Raw genomic sequence first — 20,166 nt, 5'->3', positions numbered from 1 at the left:
ATGCATTGACTGCAAACTTGCAGCGAGTGCATGATGCGGGTGTGACGACCCCTCAGCCCGCTCCTGACGCGGCCGCCGACCCGGCGGCCGTGGTGGGCGGGCTGCGGGAGCGCAAGAAGGCACAGCGTCGCGTGGCGCTCGTCGACGCGACGCACCGGCTGGTCCGTGAGCACGGCCTGGACGGCGTGACCGTCGAGATGGTCTGCGCGGAGGCGGGCGTCTCGCCGCGGACGTTCTTCAACTACTTCCCGACGAAGGACGACGCGGTGCTCGGGCACGCGCCGTGGGCCCTCGACGAGGGCGCGGCCGCCGCGTTCGTGGCCGGCGGCCCGACGGGGCACCTGCTCGAGGACCTCTTCGCGCTCCTCGCGCCCGTGCTCGAGGACCCGCCGCTCGGGCACGAGCGCATGCACCGCGCCATCGAGCTCGCGGCCGAGCACCCGCGTCTCATGGCCCACCACGTCGCCTGGATGGACCAGCAGAAGGACCGTCTGCTCGAGGTGGTCCGCGCCCGGCTCGGCGCGGCCTCCCCACACCTGGCGGACACCGTCGCAGGGCTCGTGCTCGTGCTCGTGCACAGCACGTTCGTGCGCTGGGAGGCCGCCGGCGGCGACGGCGACCCGGCGGGCCACGCCCGCGACGTCCTCGCCGACCTGCGCGCCATCGTCACCGCCTGAACGGAGCGGGGGACGCCCCCGCGCCCGAGACCCGGCAGCGTCGCCGTGACCGACCACCACCCACCACCAGAAGGACGAGGCACCCCCCATGGCCGGCACCGCCACCGCACCGGGCCGCGCGGACGACGCGCCGCTCGTCGTGCTGACGCCACGCACCGTGTGGCTCATCTTCGGCGCCCTCATGGCGTCGATGTTCCTGTCGTCGCTCGACCAGTCCATCGTCGGCACGGCGATGCCGACGATCGTCGGGGAGCTCGACGGCGTCGAGCACCAGGGCTGGGTCGTGACCGCCTACATCCTGGCCATCGCGATCGTCATGCCCCTGTACGGCAAGTTCGGCGACCTGTGGGGCCGGCGCTGGCCGTTCCTCGTCGCGATCGCGCTGTTCACCCTCGGTTCCGCGGTCGCGGGCTTCGCGGGCTCGTTCGGGTGGCTCGTCGTCGGCCGCGGGGTCCAGGGCCTCGGCGGCGGCGGCCTGATGATCCTGTCGCAGGCGATCATCGCGGACATCGTGCCCGCCAAGGACCGCGGCAAGTACATGGGCCCGATGGGTGCGCTGTTCGGCATCGCGGCCGTCGTCGGCCCGCTCCTCGGCGGCCTGTTCACCGAGCACGCCGACTGGCGCTGGTGCTTCTGGATCAACATCCCGATCGGCGCCGCGGCGTTCGCCGTCGCGTGGTTCGCCCTCAAGCTCCCGACGCACCGCTCGGGCCGCCGCATCGACGTCGCGGGCATCCTCTTCGTCGTCCTCGGGACCTCGGGCCTCGTGCTCGCGACGAGCTGGGAGAGCTGGAGCGGGCAGCGCGGCTACGACTGGTCCGACCCGGGCCTGCTCGCGCTCGTGGTCGGGACGCTCGCGTCGATCGCGCTGTTCGTGCTCGCCGAGGCCAAGGCGTCCGACCCGATCCTGCCGCTGCGCCTGTTCCGCAACCCGACGTTCACGATCGCCACGACGATCGGGTTCATCCTCGGCATGGGCATGTTCTCCGCGCTCGCGTTCCTGCCGACGTTCCTGCAGATGTCCACCGGCGTCGGCGTCACGCAGTCCGGCTACCTGCTGCTGCCGATGATGGCGGGCGTCATGCTCACCGCGATCGGCTCCGGCATCGCGATCACGAGGACGGGGCGCTACAAGGTCTTCCCCGTCGTCGGCCTCGCGATCACGACCGTCGGCATGGTGTGGCTCACGCGCATCACGGGCGACATGTCGATGTGGCTGTTCGGCGCGATGATCTTCGTGCTCGGCGCCGGGATGGGCCTCGTCATGCAGACGATCGTCCTGGCCGTGCAGAACGCCGTGGACCCGCACGAGCTCGGCACGGCGACGTCCGCGAACAACTTCTTCCGCGAGATCGGCGCCGCGGTCGGCGTCGCGGTGTTCAGCACCATGTTCACCAGCCGCCTCGTCGACCAGGTCACCGACGTCTTCGCGGACGTGCCGCAGGGTGCGGGCGCCGGCGAGGCGTCGGGCCTCACGCCGGACGCCGTGCAGCAGCTGCCGGAGCCGTTCCGGACCGGCGTGATCGACGCCTACGCCGACAGCCTGTCCTCGTCGTTCTGGTACTTCATCCCGCTCGTCGTGGTCGGCTTCGTGCTCGCGCTGTTCCTCCGCGAGGTCGCGCTCTCCGACGTGGCCGGCATGGTCGCCCGCGGCGAGGCCGTCGCGGACCCGTCCCGGGCGACGCAGGCGGGCGAGCCGGACGTGGCCGTGCCCGGTTCTGCGGAGGCCGAGGGCGACGACCCGTCGGCCGACGCCCTCGCCGGTCCCGACGAGGACGACCGGGCCACGGCCGGGGCGCCCGGCGCGCGCGGCTAGCCTGGTCCGATGAGCATGCACGGTGGCGGCCGGGGCGGTCGCAAGCGGCCCGCGAAGCCGCAGTTCACCCAGATGACGCTGATCCTCGAGGCGCTCCTGGTGTTCTTCGCGACGCTCGTGGCCTACGGGCTGCGGGTCGCCCCGCCCGCCACCGTGTGGACCCTCGGCGGCGTGACCGCCCTCGTGCTCCTGCTGCTCGCCGGCTACGTCGGCCGCCCGGGCGGCTACGTCGCGGGGACGGTCGCCCAGCTGGCCGTCCTCGGGTTCGGCGTGCTCGTCCCGATGATGTTCGTGATCGGCGGCGTCTTCGTCGTGCTGTGGGTCGTCTCGCTGCGCCTCGGCGGGCGGATCGACCGCGAGCGGGCGGAGTACGACGCGGCCCACCCGGCCGGCTGACGCCCCGTTCGCACCGCGCCGGAAGCCCGGCAGAGCCCTGACGGCGGTCCTCCCGGACCGGGCCGTCAGGGCTCTTCGGCGTTCGCGGGTCCCCGCCCGGCGCGCGCAGCGGGTGAAAGTGACGCGGATGCGTGACGGATCGAGGACGCGTCCTCGCAGGTCATCTGGACGGGTGTCCTGGACGTAGGTCCAACGGCCCAATCGTGCCCGAGAAGGGCGGCGCACCCTGGTTCCGTACCTGTTGATGCACAGACCCGGCCGCCAGCACAAGCGCCCGGTCGGGTGAGCGGAGCGAGGAGCTGACCATGACCACCACGCCGTCCCCCGACGTCACCTCGACCACCGAGCGCGACGAGCGCAAGCGTCGGAAGGCCGCGATCGCGAAGTACTCCCTGGCCGGCGTCGCCCTCCTGGGCATCGGCGCGGCGCTGACCTCCGCCGCGTGGACGGACGACGCCTGGTTCACTGCGTCCGCGAGCGCCGTCGACGGTGGGGACATCGAGCTGCTCGGGGGTCTGTCCGCCGACAAGCTCGTCGAGGCGGACGACGTGTCCGGTGCGGTGAACATCTCCGTCCCCGCGAACCAGCTGGCCGGCTTCGTGCCCGGGGAGACGCGCGACGTCACGCTGTACCTGCACAACGACGGCGAGCTGCCGCTGAGCGTCACCGGCACGTTCGCGAAGCAGACCGCGGGCGGGCTCTTCGACGGCCCCAAGCCGGTCGAGGTGTCCCTGCTCAACTCGGCCGGCACGGAGCCACTGCCGGGGACCAGCGACTCCCAGACCGTCGGCCCCCTCGCGCCGGACGCCGGCACCACCGTGGTCCTGCGTCTGGCCGCACCCCACTGGACCAACGCCGACACCGGCTACTTCGGTGCGACCGGTGACATGACCGTGACCTTCACCGGCACGGTCACCAACTGACCGACGACGCGGGGGCCGGCGCGCGCGCCGGCCCCCCGTGACCTGGGGAGCGGAGATGCGGATCCTGAAGGCTGTCGGCAGCGCGGCGGTCTGGGCCGTCGCGGCCGTCGGCGTGCTGTCGGTCCTCGTGTGGGCCGCGAGCGCACTCGGGCTGGTCAAGCCGCTCGTCGTGATCTCCGGATCCATGGAGCCGCGGATCATGACCGGCGACCTCCTGCTCGCCGTGCCGACGCCCACCGACGAGCTGCAGGTGGGCGACGTCGCGACGATCAGGGACGAGCACACCGGGCGGCTGGTGTCGCACCGGGTCGTCTCCGTGGAGCCGTCGGGCGACGGGCGCTGGGACGTGCGCATGAAGGGCGACGCGAACGTGTCGCCCGACGGGGGCACGTACGTGGTCGGCGACCGCGTGTGGCAGCCGGTCGCCCAGGTCAGCGGGGGCGGCGACGTCCTCGCGCGCGTGACGCAGCCGTCCGTCGCGATCCCGTTCGGCGTCGCGCTCGCCGCACTACTGGGCCTCAGCCTCCTGCCGCCGACGACGCCGCAGGCAGCGTCGGCGGTCGTGGTGCCGGAGGGGCAGGGGTCCGTGCCGGAGGAGGTGCGGTCGTGAGCGCGCGCCGGGGCGCGGCCTCGAGCCTCGTGCTCGCGGTCGTCCTCGCCCTCGTCTCCCTGCTGGTCGGCGGCGGGAGTGCCACCGCCTCGACGCGCACCGCGCCCCTGCGGGCCACCTTCACGGGGTTGCTGCCCGGGTCGGTGGACAGCCACGCCTGGGGGCTGCGGCTCAGCCGCGACGCGGTCGTCACCGAGGTGACGACCACAGCCCTGCGCCCGGGCACGGGTGTCGAGTGGGACGCGTGGCTCTCGTCGCGTGCGACGGGCGAGCGCGTCCCGGTCACGCCCGACGCGGTCGGGGTCCGGGTCGCCGCGGGCGACTACGACCTCACGGTTCGGGTCAGGGCGCTCGACGACATCGCGCCCGGCGCGACCTACAGCCTCGACGGCCACCTCGTGGTCGCCGACGCCACCACCGGACCGGAGGTCGGGCAGCGCGGGTCTCGAGGTCCGCTGGCGCTCACCGGCGCCGACGCCCTGCCACTACTGCTGGCCGCGCTCGCGGCCGCGCTCGTGGGGCTCCTCCTGCTCGTGGCTGCCCGGCGCCGCCGGCGCGACGACGAGACGACGACGCCCGAGCCCGCGGACGACGACCCCTCACCGGTCCTGCCGACGCCCCACCATTTCCCGAGGAGGGAACCGTGAGCACGACCGCGGACGAGGACGGACGCACCGTGCGCCGTCGCCGGCTGCCCGCCGTGGCCGCCGTGCTCGGGCTCGGGCTCGCCACGGGGGCCGGCGTCGCGAGCACGAGCGCCGCCTGGACCGACGATGCGTGGTTCTCCGCCTCGGCCTCCGCGGCCACCGCGGTCGACCTGCGCGGGTCGACGGACGGGGTGACGTACGTGCCGGGGGACGACGGCGCGACCGCGGTCGTGCTCGACGCGGTCACCGGCCTGACACCCGACGCCCCGGTCACGCGGACCCTCCACCTCTGGAACGCCTCGACCGTCCCGCTGCGGCTGCAGTGGGTGACCGACAGCGCCGGCCTCGGCGGCGCGTGCGTCGACGTCGAGCTCGGCTCGCTGCCGACGAACCAGCTGCCGGCCGGCCCGGACGGCCCCGCCGCACCGGCCGTCACCACCACCACCGTGACCTTCCGTGTCGCACCCGACGCCACACCCGGCGACTGCGCGGGCCAGGTGCTGACCGGCCTCGAGATCGTCGTCCTTGGGAGCACCGCATGACTCGCCTCCGGCCCCGCACTCGCCCTGTCTGGGCGATGCTCGTCGTCCTCGGCCTGCTGGTCGCAGGACTGGTCGCGGCCTCGCGCGTCACGACCGGCACGTCCGCCGCGTGGACGGATGACGTGAACGTGCGCACCGACGTCAGCCTGGGCACCTGGACCGCCACGCCGCAGCCACCCCAGCTCGTTCACGAGTGCGTCGTACGCGATGCCACGACGCATCAGGTCGCGCCCGAGCACACCTGCACCATGCACCTCAACCTGTCCCTCTACCCGGACGGCGCCCAGTGGGGCAACGTGTACTGGCAGGAGTACCAGAGCCAAGTCACGATCGGCATCAACGCAGGCAGCGAGGTCCAGGAGCCGGTGCCGGTCGGCTACTACGTCGACTTCACCGCCCGTCTACCCGTGGGCGGGCAGCCGGACTGGTGGTCGTGGACCGGCGCCGAGCTCGTGGGGTTCCAGACCGACGGGCAGGGCGTGAGCAGCGTCTCGTCTCGGTGCGCCGCGCTGCCCGAGGTGAGCGGAACGCTCGGTGCGGGCAGCACGATGGTGCAGATCCGAATCCGGACGGCGGCAGGCCAGAACGTGCAGGGCCCTGTGCTCTGCCAGCCGTGAGGTACAGGCGAGCGGCTGGGGCACGACCGGCCCCTGGCGGACGTCCCCCGCTAGGGTTACCGCCATGGCAGACGCACCCCTCCCGCAGCGCACCCTCGTCCTGGTCAAGCCCGACGGCGTCCGGCGCGGGCACGTCGGCGAGGTCCTGCGCCGCATCGAGGCGAAGGGCTACACGCTCGTCGCCGTCGAGCTGCGCCAGGCCGACGAGGCGCTCCTCGCCGAGCACTACGCCGAGCACGCCGGCAAGCCGTTCGTCCAGGCGCTCATCGACTTCATGCGGTCGGGCCCCGTGCTCGCCGCTGTCGTCGAGGGGCACCGCGTGATCGAGGGCTTCCGCTCGCTCGCGGGCGCGACCGACCCGACCGTCGCGGCCCCCGGCACCATCCGCGGCGACCTCGCCCGCGACTGGGGCACCAAGCTGATCGAGAACATCGTGCACGGCTCGGACGGCGAGGAGTCCGCCGCTCGCGAGATCGCCCTCTGGTTCCCGCACCTCTGACGCGCGTCCCGACGCCCCGCCCCCGGCTCGCCGCCGCCCGGGCGGGGCGTCGTCGTGCGCGGGCCCGCGTTGCCTAGGCTCAGCCCGTGCACCTGAAGACCCTGACCCTGCGCGGGTTCAAGTCGTTCGCCTCCGCGACGACGCTGAGCCTCGAGCCGGGCATCACCTGCGTCGTCGGGCCGAACGGCTCCGGCAAGTCGAACGTCGTGGACGCGCTGGCGTGGGTGATGGGGGAGCAGGGCGCCAAGTCGCTGCGCGGCGGGAAGATGGAGGACGTCATCTTCGCCGGCACGTCGGGCCGTCCGCCGCTCGGCCGGGCCGAGGTCTCGCTCACGATCGACAACAGCGACGGCGCGCTGCCGATCGAGTACTCCGAGGTGACGATCTCCCGGACGCTGTTCCGCAACGGCGGCTCCGAGTACGCGATCAACGGCCGACCCTGCCGGCTGCTCGACATCCAGGACCTGCTGAGCGACTCGGGCCTGGGACGCGAGATGCACGTCATCGTCGGGCAGGGGCAGCTCGACGCCGTGCTGCGTGCGACGCCTGAGGAGCGACGTGGCTTCATCGAGGAGGCGGCGGGCGTCCTCAAGCACCGCAAGCGCAAGGAGAAGGCGCTGCGCAAGCTCGACGCGATGCAGGGCAACCTCACGCGTCTGGCGGACCTCACGGCGGAGATCCGCCGGCAGCTCGGGCCGCTGGGCCGGCAGGCGGAGGTCGCGCGCAAGGCCGCGGTCGTGCAGGCGGACCTGCGCGACGCCCGTGCGCGGCTGCTGGCGGACGACCTCGCCCAGCTGCGCGCCCAGCTCGAGCAGGAGATCGCCGACGAGTCCGCGCTGCGCACCCGCCGCGAGGACGTCGAGGCGCGGCTGACCGTCGCCCGCGAGGAGCTGGCGGCCCTGGAGCGGGAGGCGGCCGAGGCGGCGCCGGCCGTGAGCGAGGCGAGCGACGTCTGGTACCGGCTGTCGTCGCTGCGCGAGCGCCTGCGCGGCACGGCGTCGCTCGCCGCCGACCGTGCCCGCCTGCTCGGCGCCGCGGCGGCCGAGCGTGCGCCCGGGCAGGACCCCGCCGACCTGGAGGCGCAGGCGGCGCGCGTGCGGGCGGCCGAGCAGGAGCTGGCGACGGAGGTGGCGTCGGCGCGCGCCGCGGTGGCCGCCGCGACCGACGACCGCCAGGCGGCCGAGGCTGCCGCGACGGCGGCGGAGCGGGCGCTCGCGGACCTGCAGCGCGCCGCGGCGGACCGGCGCGAGGGCGTGGCGCGTCTGGCGGGGCAGGTCGCCGCCCGCCGCAGCCGCGTCGAGGCGACCGAGGCCGAGATCGGGCGGCTGCGCGAGTCCCTCGCGGCGGCGGAGGAGCGTGCTCGCGACGCGACGACCCGGTTCGCGGCCCTCGAGACCCAGGTCGCCGGCGTGGAGGAGGGGGAGGAGGGGCTCGACGCCGCGCACGAGGCCGCCGCCGAGGCGCTCGACGAGGCGGTCGCCCGGGTCGCGGCCCTCGAGGAGGCCCTGCGCGCGGCGGAGCGCGAGCGCGACCAGCAGGCCTCGCGGGCGGAGACGCTCGAGATGTCGCTGAGCCGCAAGGACGGCGCCGGTGCGCTGCTCGCCGCCGACGACCTGCCCGGTGTGGTCGGTTCGGTCGCGGCGCTGCTCCAGGTCGAGCCGCGGGACGAGGAGGCGGTCGTCGCCGCGCTCGGCGCCCTCGCCGACGCCGTCGCGGTCGAGTCGGTCGACGCCGCGGTCGACGCGATCCGGCACCTGCGCACCGAGGACGCGGGCCGGGCGGCGCTGCTCGTCGCGGGGGCGGACACGGCGCCCGCCGTGCCGCTGCCGGACGGCGTCGACCGCGCGGTCGACCTGGTCCAGGCGCCCGCGTCCGTCCGCGACGCCGTGCACGCGCTGCTCGCGGACGTCGTCGTCGTGGACGACCTCGCCGCCGCGCGTCCCCTCGTCGCCGCGCACCCCCACCTCGTCGTCGCCACGCGCACGGGTGACGTCCTGTCCCGCTTCCGGGCGTCGGGCGGCTCCGCGTCCGCGCCGTCCGCCCTGCACCTGCAGGCGGCGCTCGAGACCGCCCGTGAGACGGGCGCACGGGCTGCCGCGACGGCCGAGCGGCTGCGCTTCGAGCTCGCCGCCGCCCGTGAGGAGCGCGGCGCCGCCCAGGACGCCGTCGACGCCGCGCTGGACCGGCTCAACGAGTCCGACGCCGCGCTCGCGGCCGTCGCGGAGCAGCTGGGTCAGCTCGGCTCCGCGGCCCGGGCGGCCCGCGCCGAGGCGGAGCGGGTGGAGCGGTCGCTCGAGGCGGCGGACAGCCGGCTGGCGGAGGACCACGCCGCGCTCGCCGAGCTCACGCAGCGCCTCGCGGCCGCCGAGCAGCAGCCCGAGGACACCGAGGCGGAGATCGCGGCGGCGACGACGCGCCGGGACGGGGCCGCCGCCGCGGCGACGGCGGCGCGCTCGCGCGAGACCGAGGCGCGGCTGACGCTGCGCACGAGCGAGGAGCGCGCGCGGGCGCTGGCCGGCCGCGCCGAGGGGCTCGAGCGGGCGGCAGCCGCCGAGCGGGCCGCGCGTGAGCGGGCCGCGGCGCGCGAGCGGGAGCGCCGTCGGCAGGCGGCGGTCGCGTCAGCCGTGCACACCGGCGCGGTGCGCGCCACGGCCCTGCTCGAGCGGGCGCTGCAGCGTGCAGCCGACGAGCGCGACGCGGCGGAGGCCGCGCGTGCCGAGCGGGAGCGCCGCATCGCGGACGTGCGCGGCCGCGTCGACGTCCTCGCCCGCGAGCTGGCCGAGCTGACCGACGTCGCGCACCGCGACGAGGTCGCGCGGACGCAGCAGCGCCTGCGCATCGAGCAGCTCGAGACCCGCTCCGTCGAGGACCTGGGCCTGGACCCCGACGTCCTCGTCGAGGAGTTCGGCCCGCACCGGGACGTGCCGGTCGTGCTGCCCCCCGGCGCGGAGCCGGAGTCCGGCGCGCCGACGGCGGTGCCCTACGTGCGCGCGGAGCAGGAGAAGCGGCTGCGGGCCGCCGAGCGCGGGCTCGCCCAGCTGGGCCGGGTCAACCCGCTCGCGCTCGAGGAGTTCGCCGCGCTGGAGGAGCGGCACCGGTTCCTCACGGAGCAGCTCGCGGACCTCAAGAAGTCCCGCGCGGACCTGCTCGAGATCGTCAAGGAGATCGACGAGCGCGTGGAGCGCGTCTTCGCGGAGGCGTACCGGGACACGGCGGCGGCCTTCGACGACGTCTTCCCGCGCCTGTTCCCCGGCGGCGAGGGCCGCCTCGTGCTCACCGACCCGGACGACATGCTGACGACCGGCATCGAGGTCGAGGCCCGGCCTGCGGGCAAGAAGGTCAAGCGACTGTCGCTGCTGTCCGGCGGCGAGCGGTCGCTCACGGCCGTCGCGCTGCTCGTCGCGATCTTCAAGGCCCGGCCGAGCCCGTTCTACGTCATGGACGAGGTCGAGGCGGCGCTCGACGACGCGAACCTGGGCCGGCTGCTGGAGATCTTCCGCGAGCTCCAGCGCGACTCGCAGCTCATCGTCGTCACGCACCAGAAGCGCACGATGGAGATCGCCGACGCGCTCTACGGGGTCACCATGCGCGGCGACGGGGTGACGACCGTCATCAGCCAGCGGATGCGCGAGGAGCAGCCGGCCTGAGGGCCGCGCGCCGGGACGGCCGCCGCCCCACGTGCGCCCCTCGCACGCACCCTCCGCACGCGCTGTGAAGGTCGTGTGGAGTGGTGGACGCCACGGTGCGGCAGGCGTGCGACGCCCGCCGGGGCGGCGGACCATTGGTCCCATGATCGTCGTGGTTCTCGTGGTCCTCCTCGTGCTGCTCGCCGCCGTCGCGGTGCTGCTGCTCGCCCGCGTGAGCAGCGATGACGCGCCGGGCGGTGTCGAGTCCCCCTGGCAGGCGTTCCGTCGTGGCCTGCGCGCGCGTCGCTCGCCGGACACCGACGACGCGCTGGCCGCCGCCCTGGCGGTCGAGCCGCAGGACGTGTCGCTCGCCGACTTCCTGCGGGCGAACGTCCAGGCCGGCGACGGCTACGTCGACGTCGACGAGCTCACGGACGACCTGCACCGGGTCGCCCAGACGCTGCGGGTGCGCCGGGGCGCCTGACCCGGCGGCGCACGCCCCGTCGCGGGCGGCGGGTGCTCCCGCCGCCCGCGCGGGCGTGCGCGGGCAGGTGCGTGGCCCCGCTCACGCCGCACCCGGTCGCGGCGGGCGCCGCCGTGCGGACAGACTGTCCGCGTGGACCTCAACGACCTCCTGCCCTACCTCGTCGGCGCCCCCGTGCTGGTGGCCGGCGCGGCCGCGGCGCTGCTCGTGCGGCGGCGCCGCGGCGGCGACCAGCGCCCGGACGCGCGGCCCGACGCGACGCGCACGGCCACCGACGTCGTCGACCGTCCGGTGGTCCCGACGCCGGTCGTGCCGCCGGACGTCGCGGTCGACGGCACGAGCGGCGCGGTGGAGGGCGCCACCGTCGAGGACATCTCCGTCGAGGACCTCGTCGCCCCGCCGCTGGAGACGCCGGCGCCCACCGCCGGGCGGCTGCGCCGCCTGCGCGAGCGGCTCGCCCGCTCGGGCTCCCCGCTGGGCACCCGCCTGCTGTCGGTCCTCTCGCGCGACCAGCTCACGGAGGACGACTGGGACGAGCTGGAGGAGACCCTCCTGCTGGCGGACGTCGGGGCCGGCCCGACCGACGAGATCATGCAGGCGCTGCGCACGCGCGTGCGGGTCGAGGGGCACTCGGACCCCGTGCAGGTGCGTGCGGTCCTGCGCGAGCAGCTGCTCGCGCTGGTCGACCCGAGCCTGGACCGGTCCCTGCGCACCGCGCCCGTCACGACCGCGGACGGCGAGCCGGTGCCCGCCGTGGTGCTGGTCGTGGGCGTCAACGGCACCGGCAAGACGACGACCGTGGGCAAGCTGGCGCGCGTGCTGGTCGCGGACGGGCGCACGGTCGTGCTCGGTGCGGCGGACACGTTCCGCGCCGCGGCCGCCGACCAGCTCGAGACGTGGGGCTCGCGGGTCGGGGTGCGCACCGTCCGGTCGGACCGGGACGGCGCGGACCCGGCCTCGGTGGCGTTCGACGCGCTGCGCACGGGCCGCCAGGAGCGTGCGGACGTCGTCCTGGTCGACACCGCCGGGCGCCTGCAGAACAAGGCCGGCCTTATGGACGAGCTGGGCAAGATCACCCGCGTGCTGAGCCGTGACGTGCCGCTGTCGGAGGTCCTGCTCGTCCTCGACGCGACCACGGGGCAGAACGGGCTGCAGCAGGCGCGCGTCTTCGGCGAGGTCGCGGGGGTGACGGGCATCGTCCTGACCAAGCTCGACGGCACCGCCCGAGGCGGCATCGTCGTCGCGGTGCAGCGCGAGCTCGGCGTCCCGGTCAAGCTCGTCGGCCTCGGCGAGGGGCCGGACGACCTCGCGCCGTTCGACCCCGAGGCGTTCGTGGACGGCCTGCTGGGGGACTGACCCCGCCCGGCGCGCGGCGCGGGTGCCGGTCCGCCGGTGCCCGCGCCGCGCACGCGCACCCGCGCGGTGCGCCGTCCCGAGTGCTGGACGATCGCCCGGGTGGAAACACGATGTTCACACCGCCGGGCCGCATGTCACGTCCCGGAAACCGCGCGCGTGCGCCGGTGAAACGCCTCTCCGCGACCGTTGTCGCCGACCAGCCACCCCCGGCTGGCGAGGGGAGAGGCGATCTCGATGGAAGAATTCGTCCTGGACAGCGGGAACACGGCGTTCATCATCTTCGCCGCTTCCCTGGTGTTCCTGATGACGCCCGCGCTGGCGTTCTTCTACGGCGGCATGGTCCGCGGCAAGAGCGTGCTCAACATGATGATGATGAGCTTCGGGGCCCTCGGCCTCGTCTCGCTCATCTGGGTCGTGTACGGGTACTCGGCGGCCTTCGGCAGCGACATCGGCGGGTTCATCGGCAACCCGACCGACTTCCTCGGCCTGCAGGGCGCCACGGACGACGAGAGCCTGATGGCCGGGACCGGAGTGCCGTTCCTGGTCGCCGCCGGCTTCCAGCTCACGTTCGCGGTCATCACCGTCGCGCTGATCTCGGGCGCCGTCGCGGACCGCATGAAGTTCGGCGCCTGGCTGGTGTTCGCGGGCCTGTGGGTGACGGTCGTCTACCTGCCGCTCGCGCACATGGTCTGGGGCGGCGGCCTGCTCGGCGGCGGCTGGTTCCTCATCGACGCGCTGCCCGTCCCGATCGACTTCGCGGGTGGCACGGTCGTGCACATCAACGCCGGTGTCGCGGGCCTCGTGCTGGCGATCGTCCTCGGCAAGCGCAAGGGCTTCGGCCGTGAGCCGATGCGGCCGCACAACCTGCCGTTCGTCATGCTCGGCGCCGCGCTGCTGTGGTTCGGCTGGTTCGGCTTCAACGCCGGCTCGGAGTTCGCCGCGGACGGTACGGCCGGCCGCGCCTGGGTCAACACGACGGTCGCCACGGCGGTCGCGCTGCTCGCCTGGATCGGCACGGAGAAGATCCGTGACGGCCACGCCACGTCGCTGGGTGCGGCGTCGGGCGTCGTCGCCGGCCTCGTCGCCATCACCCCGGCCGCCGCGGCGGTCGACACGTGGGGCGCGATCGCGATCGGCCTCGTCGCGGGTGTCCTGTGCGCCCTGGCCGTCGGCCTGAAGTACAAGTTCGGCTACGACGACTCCCTCGACGTGGTCGGGGTCCACCTCGTCGGCGGCCTCGTCGGCACGGTCCTCATCGGCCTGTTCTCGACGAACACGGACGCGACCTGGTACCCCGAGGGCGCGGCCAACGGCCTGTTCTACGGTGGCGGCGCGGGCCAGCTCGGCACGCAGATCGTCGTCGCCGTCCTGGCCATGCTCTTCAGCGGTCTGGCCACGCTCGTCATCGCGCTGGTCCTCAAGGCGACGATCGGCCTGCGGGCGTCCGACGAGCAGGAGGTGTCCGGTCTCGACCTGACGGTCCACGGCGAGACGGCGTACGAGTCGCTGGGCGCGGGTGCCCGCGTCGTGACGGAGGTGAAGTGATGACGAAGCTCGTGACGGCGGTCATCCAGCCGCATCGGCTGGACGACGTGAAGTCGGCCCTCGAGGCCGCGGGTGTCCGCGGTCTGACGGTCAGCGAGGCGAGCGGCTACGGCCGCCAGCGCGGCCACACCGAGGTGTACCGCGGTGCGGAGTACACGGTGGACCTGGTGCCGAAGGTGAAGATCGACGTCCTCGTCGCGGACGGCGACGCGGCGGCGGTCACCGAGGTCATCGTCCGTGCGGCGCAGACCGGCAAGATCGGTGACGGCAAGGTCTGGGTCGTGCCGGTCGAGGACGTGGCCCGCGTCCGCACCGGTGAGCACGGCGACGACGCCCTCTGAGCAGGACGGTCGCGCACAGCACATGACGACGGGACGGCCGCCCGCGACGGGCGCCGCCGGGTCGCCGCAGGTCCCGCACCCGCTCGGGGTGCGGGACCTGCGTGCCGCCCGGCTCACGACCGCCGCACGGATGACGGGACCGGGCACGGACGGGGTCGCCCGTCGGCGCGCCGTCGCGGACCTCGTGGTGGGGGCGCTCGCCCGGCTCTGGGACGAGGTCACCGAGGGGCGGGACGTGCCCGGGGTCGCGCTCGGCGTCGTCGGGAGCGTCGGCCGTGGTGACGCGAGCCCCGTGTCGGACCTCGACCTGCTGCTCGTGCACGAGGGGCGCGGGCACGGCCCCGACGAGATCGCGGCGCTCGCGCAGCGCCTGTGGTACCCCATCTGGGACGCGAACCTCGACCTGGACCACGCGGTGCGCTCGCTCGCGCAGTGCCGGCAGGTCGCGTCGAAGGACCTGCCGGCGGCGGTGGGGCTGCTCGAGCTGCAGCCGGTCGCGGGGGACGGCGTCGTCGTCGCGCGGGCCCGGTCGGCGCTGCTGGCGGACTGGCGCTCGGCCGCGCGCCGGCGCCTGCCCGAGCTCCTGGCGTCCACCCGGCAGCGCGCCGAGCGGCACGGCGAGCTGGCCTACCTGCTCGAGCCGGACCTCAAGGAGGCGCGCGGCGGCATCCGGGACGCCGTCGTGCTGTCCGCGCTGGCGGCGACGTGGCTGACGGACCGGCCGCACGGCGCGGTCGACCACGCGTACGCGCACCTGCTCGACGTCCGCGACGCCGTGCAGGTGGTGACGCGCCGGCACACCAACCGGCTGCTGCTCGTCGACCAGGACGAGGTCGCCGCGCTCGTCGGGTTCGACGACCGGGACGACCTGCTCGCGTCGGTGGCCGAGGCGGGGCGGGTCATCTCGTACGCGCTCGACACCACCGCCCGCAACGCCCGGCAGGCGCTGCAGCGCCCGGCGCGCCGGCCCGTGCTCGTGCGGGGCCGGCGCACGCCGCCGCGGCTGCGCCAGATCGCGGAAGGGCTGGTCGAGCACGACGGGGAGCTGGTGCTCGGCGTGGACGCGCGTCCGGCCGACGACCCCGTGCTGTCGTTGCGCGCCGCGGCGACGGCGGCGCGCACGGGCCTCGTCCTGTCGCCCGTCACGGTCGCGAGCCTGGAGGCGACGCCGCCGCTGCCGGTGCCGTGGCCGCGCGCCGCGCGTGCGCACCTGCTGCACCTGCTGGCCTCCGGGCCCGCGCAGGTGCCCGTGTGGGAGGCGCTGGACCTCGCCGGGGTCGTCACGACGTGGATCCCCGAGTGGGCGGGCGTGCGCAACCGGCCGCAGCGCTCGCCGGTCCACCGGCACACCGTCGACCGGCACCTCGTGGAGACGGTCGCGAGGGCGGGGCGGGACCGCCGGGCGGTCGAGGCGCCGGACACGCTGCTGCTCGCCGCGCTGCTGCACGACATCGGCAAGCGCGCCGGCGCCGGGGACCACTCCGTCGAGGGTGCGCGCCTGGCCGGTCCCGTCGTGGAGCGGATGGGGTTCGGGCCGCGGGTCGCGGCCGACGTGGCGCGCCTGGTGCGTGAGCACCTCACGCTGGCCGAGCTCGCGACCGGTGCGGACCCGGACGACCCCGCGACGCTCACGCGCCTCCTCGACGCCGTCGACCACCGAGCCGACCTGCTCGTGCTCCTGCGCGCGCTGACCGAGGCGGACGCGTCCGCGGCCGGCCCCGCGGCGTGGACCGCGTGGCGGGAGCGGCTCGTCGACGACCTCACCGCCCGGGGTCTGCGCGCCCTGGCAGGTACCCTGGACCGTCCGTAGCCCGTCCGCTTCCCGCAGCGAGGTCCGGTGTTCGCCACCCTCTCCGACCGTCTCACGTCGACCTTCAAGAACCTGCGCTCGAAGGGCAGGCTCTCGGAGGCGGACATCGACGCGACGATCCGTGAGATCCGTCGTGCCCTCCTCGACGCCGACGTGGCCGTGCCGGTCGTCCGCCAGTTCACCGGTGCGGTGCGCGAGCGCGCGCTGTCCGCCGAGGTCTCGCGCGCGCTGAACCCCGCGCAGCAGGTCGTCAAGATCGTCAACGACGAGCTGGTGGCGATCCTCGGCGGGCAGACGCGGACCCTGGTCTTCGCCAAGCAGCCGCCGACGGTGATCCTGCTCGCCGGTCTGCAGGGTGCGGGCAAGACGACGCTCGCGGGCAAGCTCGCGCAGTGGCTCAAGGGCTCGGGGCACACCCCGATGCTCGTCGCGGCGGACCTCCAGCGTCCGAACGCCGTCACGCAGCTGCAGGTCGTCGGCGAGCGCGCGGGCGTGCCGGTGCACGCGCCGCACCCGGGCAACCAGGGGGCGGACGACGTCCTGCCGGCCGGTGCCGACCCCGTCTCCGTCGCCCGCTCGGGCCTGGAGGAGGCGCGCCGGCGCCAGCACGACGTCCTCATCGTCGACACCGCGGGTCGTCTCGGCGTCGACGCCGAGCTCATGCGGCAGGCCGCCGACATCCGCGACGCCGTGCAGCCGGACGAGGTCCTCTTCGTCGTCGACGCGATGATCGGCCAGGACGCCGTCACCACGGCGCAGGCGTTCCAGGACGGCGTCGGCTTCACGGGCGTCGTGCTGTCCAAGCTCGACGGCGACGCGCGCGGTGGTGCCGCGCTGTCGATCGCGAGCGTGACGGGCCGGCCGATCATGTTCGCCTCGACGGGTGAGAAGCTCACCGACTTCGAGGTCTTCCACCCCGACCGCATGGCGTCGCGCATCCTCGACATGGGTGACGTGCTCACCCTCATCGAGCAGGCCGAGAAGGCGTTCGACGCCGACCAGGCCGAGAAGATGGCCGGCAAGCTCGTCGGCGGCGAGGACTTCACGCTCGAGGACTTCCTCGTGCAGATGCAGCAGCTGCGCAACATGGGCTCGATCAAGAAGATGTTCGGGATGCTGCCCGGCATGGGGCAGATGCGCGAGGCGCTGGAGAACTTCGACGAGCGCGAGGTGGACCGCATCGAGGCGATGATCCGCTCGATGACCCCCGGCGAGCGGCAGAACCCGAAGATCATCAACGGCTCCCGCCGTGCACGCATCGCCCGCGGCTCCGGGACCACCCCGAGCGAGATCAACCAGCTGCTCGAGCGGTTCGAGGGCGCGAAGAAGATGATGCGCCAGATGGCCAAGGGCGGCGGCATGCCGGGCATGCCCCCGGGCATGGGGAACCTGCCGGGCATGGGCGGCAAGAAGTCGCGGGGCAAGCAGGCGCCGGCCAAGCGTGCGAAGGGTGCCCGCTCCGGCAACCCGGCGAAGCGCGCGGAGCAGGAGAAGGCCGCCGCGGCACGCGCCGCCGGGCAGGCCCCGGCCGGCTCGGCGTTCGGGATCGGCGGCCGTGCGGCGCAGGCGCCGGACCCCGCGGACCTGCAGCTGCCGGCCGGGCTCGACAAGCTCTTCGGCGGCCGCTGAGCGCCGGCGTGGGCGTCACGCACCTGCGGGGGACCGTCGTGCTCGGGGACGAGCACGAGGTCGGTGAGGCGTGGGTCGTCGGCGACCGGCTGACCCTCGAACGTCCCGCGGGCGTGCCGGACGCCGTGCTCGAGGGGTGGGTGCTGCCCGGTCTCGTCGACGTGCACTGCCACATCGGCCTCGCGTCGGACGGCGCCGTGGACGCGGCGACGGCCGAGCGGCAGGCCCTCGCGGACCGCGACTCGGGCGTCCTGCTCGTGCGCGACGCGGGGTCGCCCGCCGACACCGGCTGGGTGCACGCACGCGCCGACCTGCCCCGGCTGATCCGCGCCGGCCGCCACCTCGCGCGGCCCAAGCGGTACCTGCGGCACTACGGCCGCGAGCTCGTCGCGGTCGAGGAGCTGCCGGCGGCGGTGCGCGAGGAGGCCGCGCGCGGTGACGGCTGGGTCAAGCTCGTCGCCGACTGGATCGACCGCGACCTCGGACCCGACGGCGACCTGCGCCCGTTGTGGCCGGACGACGTGCTGGCCGCCGCCGTGGCCGCCGCGCACGAGGCCGGGGCGCGCGTGACGGCCCACACGTTCTCGACGGAGGCGCTCGACCCGCTGCTCGCCGCGGGCGTCGACTGCCTCGAGCACGCGACGGGTGCCACCCCCGACCAGGTCGAGCGCATCGCCGCCGCCGGGGTCCCCGTGACCGCGACGCTGCTCCAGGTCGCGCAGTTCGAGGCGATCGCCGCGCAGGGGAGGCCCGCTACCCGCGCTTCGCGGCGCGGATGCGGCGGATGCACACGCGGCGGCTGCAGCACGTGCGCGACCTGCACGACGCGGGTGTCCGCGTGCTCGTCGGCACCGACGCGGGCGGCACGATCGGCCACGGCCGGATCGCGGACGAGGCGGCCGAGATGGTCGAGGCCGGGATCCCCGCCCGCGACGTCGTCGCCGCCGCGAGCTGGCGCACGCGCGCGTGGCTCGGGGCGGAGGGCATCGCCGAGGGGGCCAGCGCCGACGTCGTCGTCTACGACGCGGACCCGCGCGCGGACGTGCGCGCGCTGGTCGCGCCGGCGGCCGTCGTCCTGCGCGGGGTGCGCCACCGCTGACGTACCGGTCGCCGGGTGACGCCGGGCGGGTGCGGCTCTGTGAGCACCGCGGCACGGCGCGTGCTCACCGGGGCCCCGATGTCTGGCACAATGGTCGGCTGTACTCGGCGCGCACAGCCCCTCTACCTGTGCCCGCTGCGTCCTCGGCCGGACCGGCGCGCCCTCCCCACGGGTGCCGACCGCGACGCCACCCCAGCAGACATCAGGAGACACCACCTCGTGGCCACGAAGATCCGCCTCAAGCGTCTGGGCAAGATCCGCGCGCCGTACTACCGCATCGTCGTCGCCGACTCGCGCACCAAGCGCGACGGCCGCGTGATCGAGGAGATCGGCAAGTACCACCCGACCGAGGAGCCGTCGCTCATCGACGTGAACTCGGACCGTGCGCAGTACTGGCTCGGCGTCGGCGCGCAGCCGACCGAGCAGGTCCTCGCGCTGCTCAAGGTCACCGGCGACTGGCAGAAGTTCAAGGGCCTGCCGGGTGCCGAGGGCACGCTGCGGACGAAGGCGCCGAAGGCCGACGCCGCGGCCGCCGTCGAGGCCGCCTCGGCCGACGCCGAGAAGGCCAAGGCCCGCGCCGCCGAGCAGAAGGCCGCCGCTCCCGCTGCGGACGCCGAGGCGCCCGCCGAGGACGAGCAGGCCTGATGCTCGCCGACGCGCTCGAGCACCTGGTGCGGGGCATCGTCGACCACCCGGACGACGTGCGCGTGCGTGCCTCGTCGCAGCGCCGCGGGGAGATGCTCGAGGTGCGTGTGCACCCCGAGGACCTCGGGCGCGTCATCGGTCGCGGCGGCCGTACCGCCCGTGCCCTGCGCACGGTCGTGGGCGCGCTGTCGACCGACGGCCCGGTCCGCGTCGACGTGGTCGACGTCGACCGGCGCTGAGAAGCATCCCGACGGCCCGGTCCCTCCTCGAGGGGCCGGGCCGTCGGCCGTCACCGGGCCCGCCCGTGACCGAGAAGCCCCGGTGCCGGCAGGCGGGCGGGGGAGGGAGAGCACGATGCAGCTGACGGTCGCCCGGATCGGGCGGGCCCACGGCCTGCGCGGCGAGGTCGCGCTGGACGTCCGGTCGGACGTGCCCGAGCGGCGGCTCGTCGAGGGGGCGCGCCTGGCCACGGAGCCCGCGTCGGCGGGGCCGCTGACCGTCGCGCGCGTGCGCCGGGCCCAGGAGCGCTGGTACGTGACCTTCGCGGAGGCGGGCGACCGCACCGCGGCCGAGGCGCTGCGCGGTGTCGAGCTCCTGGTCGACAGCGACGACGACGCCGACGACGACGGCTGGTACGAGCACGAGCTCGTCGGCCTGCGCGCCGAGCACGTGGCGGACGGGCGCCTGCTCGGCGAGGTCGTCGGGCTCGAGCACCTGCCCGCCCAGGACCTGCTCGTGGTGCGCGAGTCCGACGGCACGCGCACCCTCGTGCCGTTCGTCGAGGCGATCGTGCCGGTCGTCGACGTGGCCGCCGGACGCGTGGTCCTCGACCCGCCGGGCGGCCTGCTCGCGGCCGACGCCGCACGGCTGGTGGTCGACGAGCCGACCGGCGACGAGGGCTGAC

General features: G+C 75.1%; 19 protein-coding genes and 1 pseudogene. All 20 read left to right on the top strand.

The window, feature by feature from the left end:
* Positions 1-41 precede the first annotated feature (41 nt).
* The 20 genes and pseudogenes from GC089_RS11215 to rimM all read left to right on the top strand — a co-directional run bounded on the left by GC089_RS11215 (position 42) and on the right by rimM (position 20,165).
* Positions 42-677 (top strand): TetR/AcrR family transcriptional regulator, encoded by a 636-nt coding sequence (locus tag GC089_RS11215; protein ID WP_230684750.1) that lies wholly within the window; start codon positions 42-44, stop codon positions 675-677.
* Between the two features lie 88 nt (positions 678-765).
* A complete protein-coding gene (locus GC089_RS11210) occupies positions 766-2,493 on the top strand; it encodes an MDR family MFS transporter (protein ID WP_230684749.1) in 1,728 nt (575 codons plus the stop codon).
* A gap of 9 nt (positions 2,494-2,502) precedes the next feature.
* Complete coding sequence (locus GC089_RS11205; RefSeq protein WP_155377746.1) at positions 2,503-2,889, top strand: DUF4233 domain-containing protein; 387 nt, start codon at positions 2,503-2,505, stop codon at positions 2,887-2,889.
* A 305-nt stretch (positions 2,890-3,194) separates the two neighbouring features.
* The gene (locus tag GC089_RS11200; protein WP_155377745.1) at positions 3,195-3,812 is read left to right on the top strand and encodes a hypothetical protein; all 618 of its coding nucleotides are present in this window, start codon (positions 3,195-3,197) and stop codon (positions 3,810-3,812) included.
* A gap of 55 nt (positions 3,813-3,867) precedes the next feature.
* Entirely contained in the window at positions 3,868-4,422 is a 555-nt protein-coding gene (locus GC089_RS11195) for a signal peptidase I (RefSeq protein WP_155377744.1), read from the top strand.
* Complete coding sequence (locus GC089_RS11190) at positions 4,419-5,069, top strand: LPXTG cell wall anchor domain-containing protein (RefSeq protein ID WP_155377743.1); 651 nt, start codon at positions 4,419-4,421, stop codon at positions 5,067-5,069. The genes GC089_RS11195 and GC089_RS11190 overlap by 4 nt, the downstream gene beginning before the upstream one ends.
* On the top strand, positions 5,066-5,611 hold the full coding sequence (locus GC089_RS11185; protein WP_155377742.1) for a hypothetical protein: 546 nt from the start codon (positions 5,066-5,068) through the stop codon (positions 5,609-5,611). Before GC089_RS11190 ends, GC089_RS11185 begins: the two co-directional genes overlap by 4 nt.
* 35 nt (positions 5,612-5,646) lie before the next feature.
* A complete protein-coding gene (locus GC089_RS11180) occupies positions 5,647-6,228 on the top strand; it encodes a hypothetical protein (RefSeq protein WP_155377741.1) in 582 nt (193 codons plus the stop codon).
* Positions 6,229-6,292: 64 nt separating this feature from the next.
* A complete protein-coding gene (gene ndk, locus GC089_RS11175; protein ID WP_155377740.1) occupies positions 6,293-6,727 on the top strand; it encodes a nucleoside-diphosphate kinase in 435 nt (144 codons plus the stop codon).
* An 86-nt stretch (positions 6,728-6,813) separates the two neighbouring features.
* Entirely contained in the window at positions 6,814-10,374 is a 3,561-nt protein-coding gene (gene smc, locus GC089_RS11170) for a chromosome segregation protein SMC (protein WP_196250684.1), read from the top strand.
* A gap of 142 nt (positions 10,375-10,516) precedes the next feature.
* Positions 10,517-10,837: a hypothetical protein gene (locus tag GC089_RS11165; protein WP_230684748.1), complete on the top strand. Its 321-nt coding sequence runs from the start codon at positions 10,517-10,519 to the stop codon at positions 10,835-10,837.
* A 132-nt stretch (positions 10,838-10,969) separates the two neighbouring features.
* On the top strand, positions 10,970-12,193 hold the full coding sequence (gene ftsY / locus GC089_RS11160; protein ID WP_155377739.1) for a signal recognition particle-docking protein FtsY: 1,224 nt from the start codon (positions 10,970-10,972) through the stop codon (positions 12,191-12,193).
* A gap of 234 nt (positions 12,194-12,427) precedes the next feature.
* On the top strand, positions 12,428-13,738 hold the full coding sequence (locus GC089_RS11155) for an ammonium transporter (RefSeq protein WP_155377738.1): 1,311 nt from the start codon (positions 12,428-12,430) through the stop codon (positions 13,736-13,738).
* Positions 13,738-14,079, top strand: coding sequence for a P-II family nitrogen regulator (locus GC089_RS11150; protein WP_136520431.1), 342 nt, complete (start codon positions 13,738-13,740; stop codon positions 14,077-14,079). Before GC089_RS11155 ends, GC089_RS11150 begins: the two co-directional genes overlap by 1 nt.
* Before the next feature lie 22 nt (positions 14,080-14,101).
* A complete protein-coding gene (locus GC089_RS11145; RefSeq protein WP_155377737.1) occupies positions 14,102-15,889 on the top strand; it encodes a [protein-PII] uridylyltransferase in 1,788 nt (595 codons plus the stop codon).
* Between the two features lie 27 nt (positions 15,890-15,916).
* Positions 15,917-17,518, top strand: a complete 1,602-nt coding sequence (ffh, locus tag GC089_RS11140) for a signal recognition particle protein (protein ID WP_155377736.1) — start codon at positions 15,917-15,919, stop codon at positions 17,516-17,518.
* Positions 17,515-18,617 (top strand): annotated as a pseudogene (locus GC089_RS11135) (amidohydrolase family protein). Before ffh ends, GC089_RS11135 begins: the two are co-directional and overlap by 4 nt.
* A 219-nt stretch (positions 18,618-18,836) precedes the next feature.
* A complete protein-coding gene (gene rpsP / locus GC089_RS11130; protein ID WP_155377735.1) occupies positions 18,837-19,262 on the top strand; it encodes a 30S ribosomal protein S16 in 426 nt (141 codons plus the stop codon).
* Positions 19,262-19,501, top strand: coding sequence for an RNA-binding protein (locus GC089_RS11125; protein ID WP_155377734.1), 240 nt, complete (start codon positions 19,262-19,264; stop codon positions 19,499-19,501). The genes rpsP and GC089_RS11125 overlap by 1 nt, the downstream gene beginning before the upstream one ends.
* Before the next feature lie 115 nt (positions 19,502-19,616).
* Positions 19,617-20,165: a ribosome maturation factor RimM gene (gene rimM / locus GC089_RS11120; protein WP_155377733.1), complete on the top strand. Its 549-nt coding sequence runs from the start codon at positions 19,617-19,619 to the stop codon at positions 20,163-20,165.
* Position 20,166 lies beyond the last annotated feature (1 nt).

Source organism: Cellulomonas sp. JZ18, from assembly GCF_009720485.1.
GTDB lineage: Bacteria > Actinomycetota > Actinomycetes > Actinomycetales > Cellulomonadaceae > Cellulomonas.
Note: the sequence above shows the minus strand (reverse complement) of the source record. Positions and strands in the feature narration are given on the sequence as shown.

Coding starts and splice junctions, on each gene's coding strand:
- GC089_RS11210 (WP_230684749.1), top strand. CDS start 766: ATGGCCGGCACCGCCACCGCACCGGGCCGCGCGGACGACGCGCCGCTC.
- GC089_RS11205 (WP_155377746.1), top strand. CDS start 2,503: ATGAGCATGCACGGTGGCGGCCGGGGCGGTCGCAAGCGGCCCGCGAAG.
- GC089_RS11200 (WP_155377745.1), top strand. CDS start 3,195: ATGACCACCACGCCGTCCCCCGACGTCACCTCGACCACCGAGCGCGAC.
- GC089_RS11195 (WP_155377744.1), top strand. CDS start 3,868: ATGCGGATCCTGAAGGCTGTCGGCAGCGCGGCGGTCTGGGCCGTCGCG.
- GC089_RS11180 (WP_155377741.1), top strand. CDS start 5,647: ATGCTCGTCGTCCTCGGCCTGCTGGTCGCAGGACTGGTCGCGGCCTCG.
- ndk (WP_155377740.1), top strand. CDS start 6,293: ATGGCAGACGCACCCCTCCCGCAGCGCACCCTCGTCCTGGTCAAGCCC.
- GC089_RS11165 (WP_230684748.1), top strand. CDS start 10,517: ATGATCGTCGTGGTTCTCGTGGTCCTCCTCGTGCTGCTCGCCGCCGTC.
- GC089_RS11155 (WP_155377738.1), top strand. CDS start 12,428: ATGGAAGAATTCGTCCTGGACAGCGGGAACACGGCGTTCATCATCTTC.
- GC089_RS11150 (WP_136520431.1), top strand. CDS start 13,738: ATGACGAAGCTCGTGACGGCGGTCATCCAGCCGCATCGGCTGGACGAC.
- GC089_RS11145 (WP_155377737.1), top strand. CDS start 14,102: ATGACGACGGGACGGCCGCCCGCGACGGGCGCCGCCGGGTCGCCGCAG.
- GC089_RS11125 (WP_155377734.1), top strand. CDS start 19,262: ATGCTCGCCGACGCGCTCGAGCACCTGGTGCGGGGCATCGTCGACCAC.
- rimM (WP_155377733.1), top strand. CDS start 19,617: ATGCAGCTGACGGTCGCCCGGATCGGGCGGGCCCACGGCCTGCGCGGC.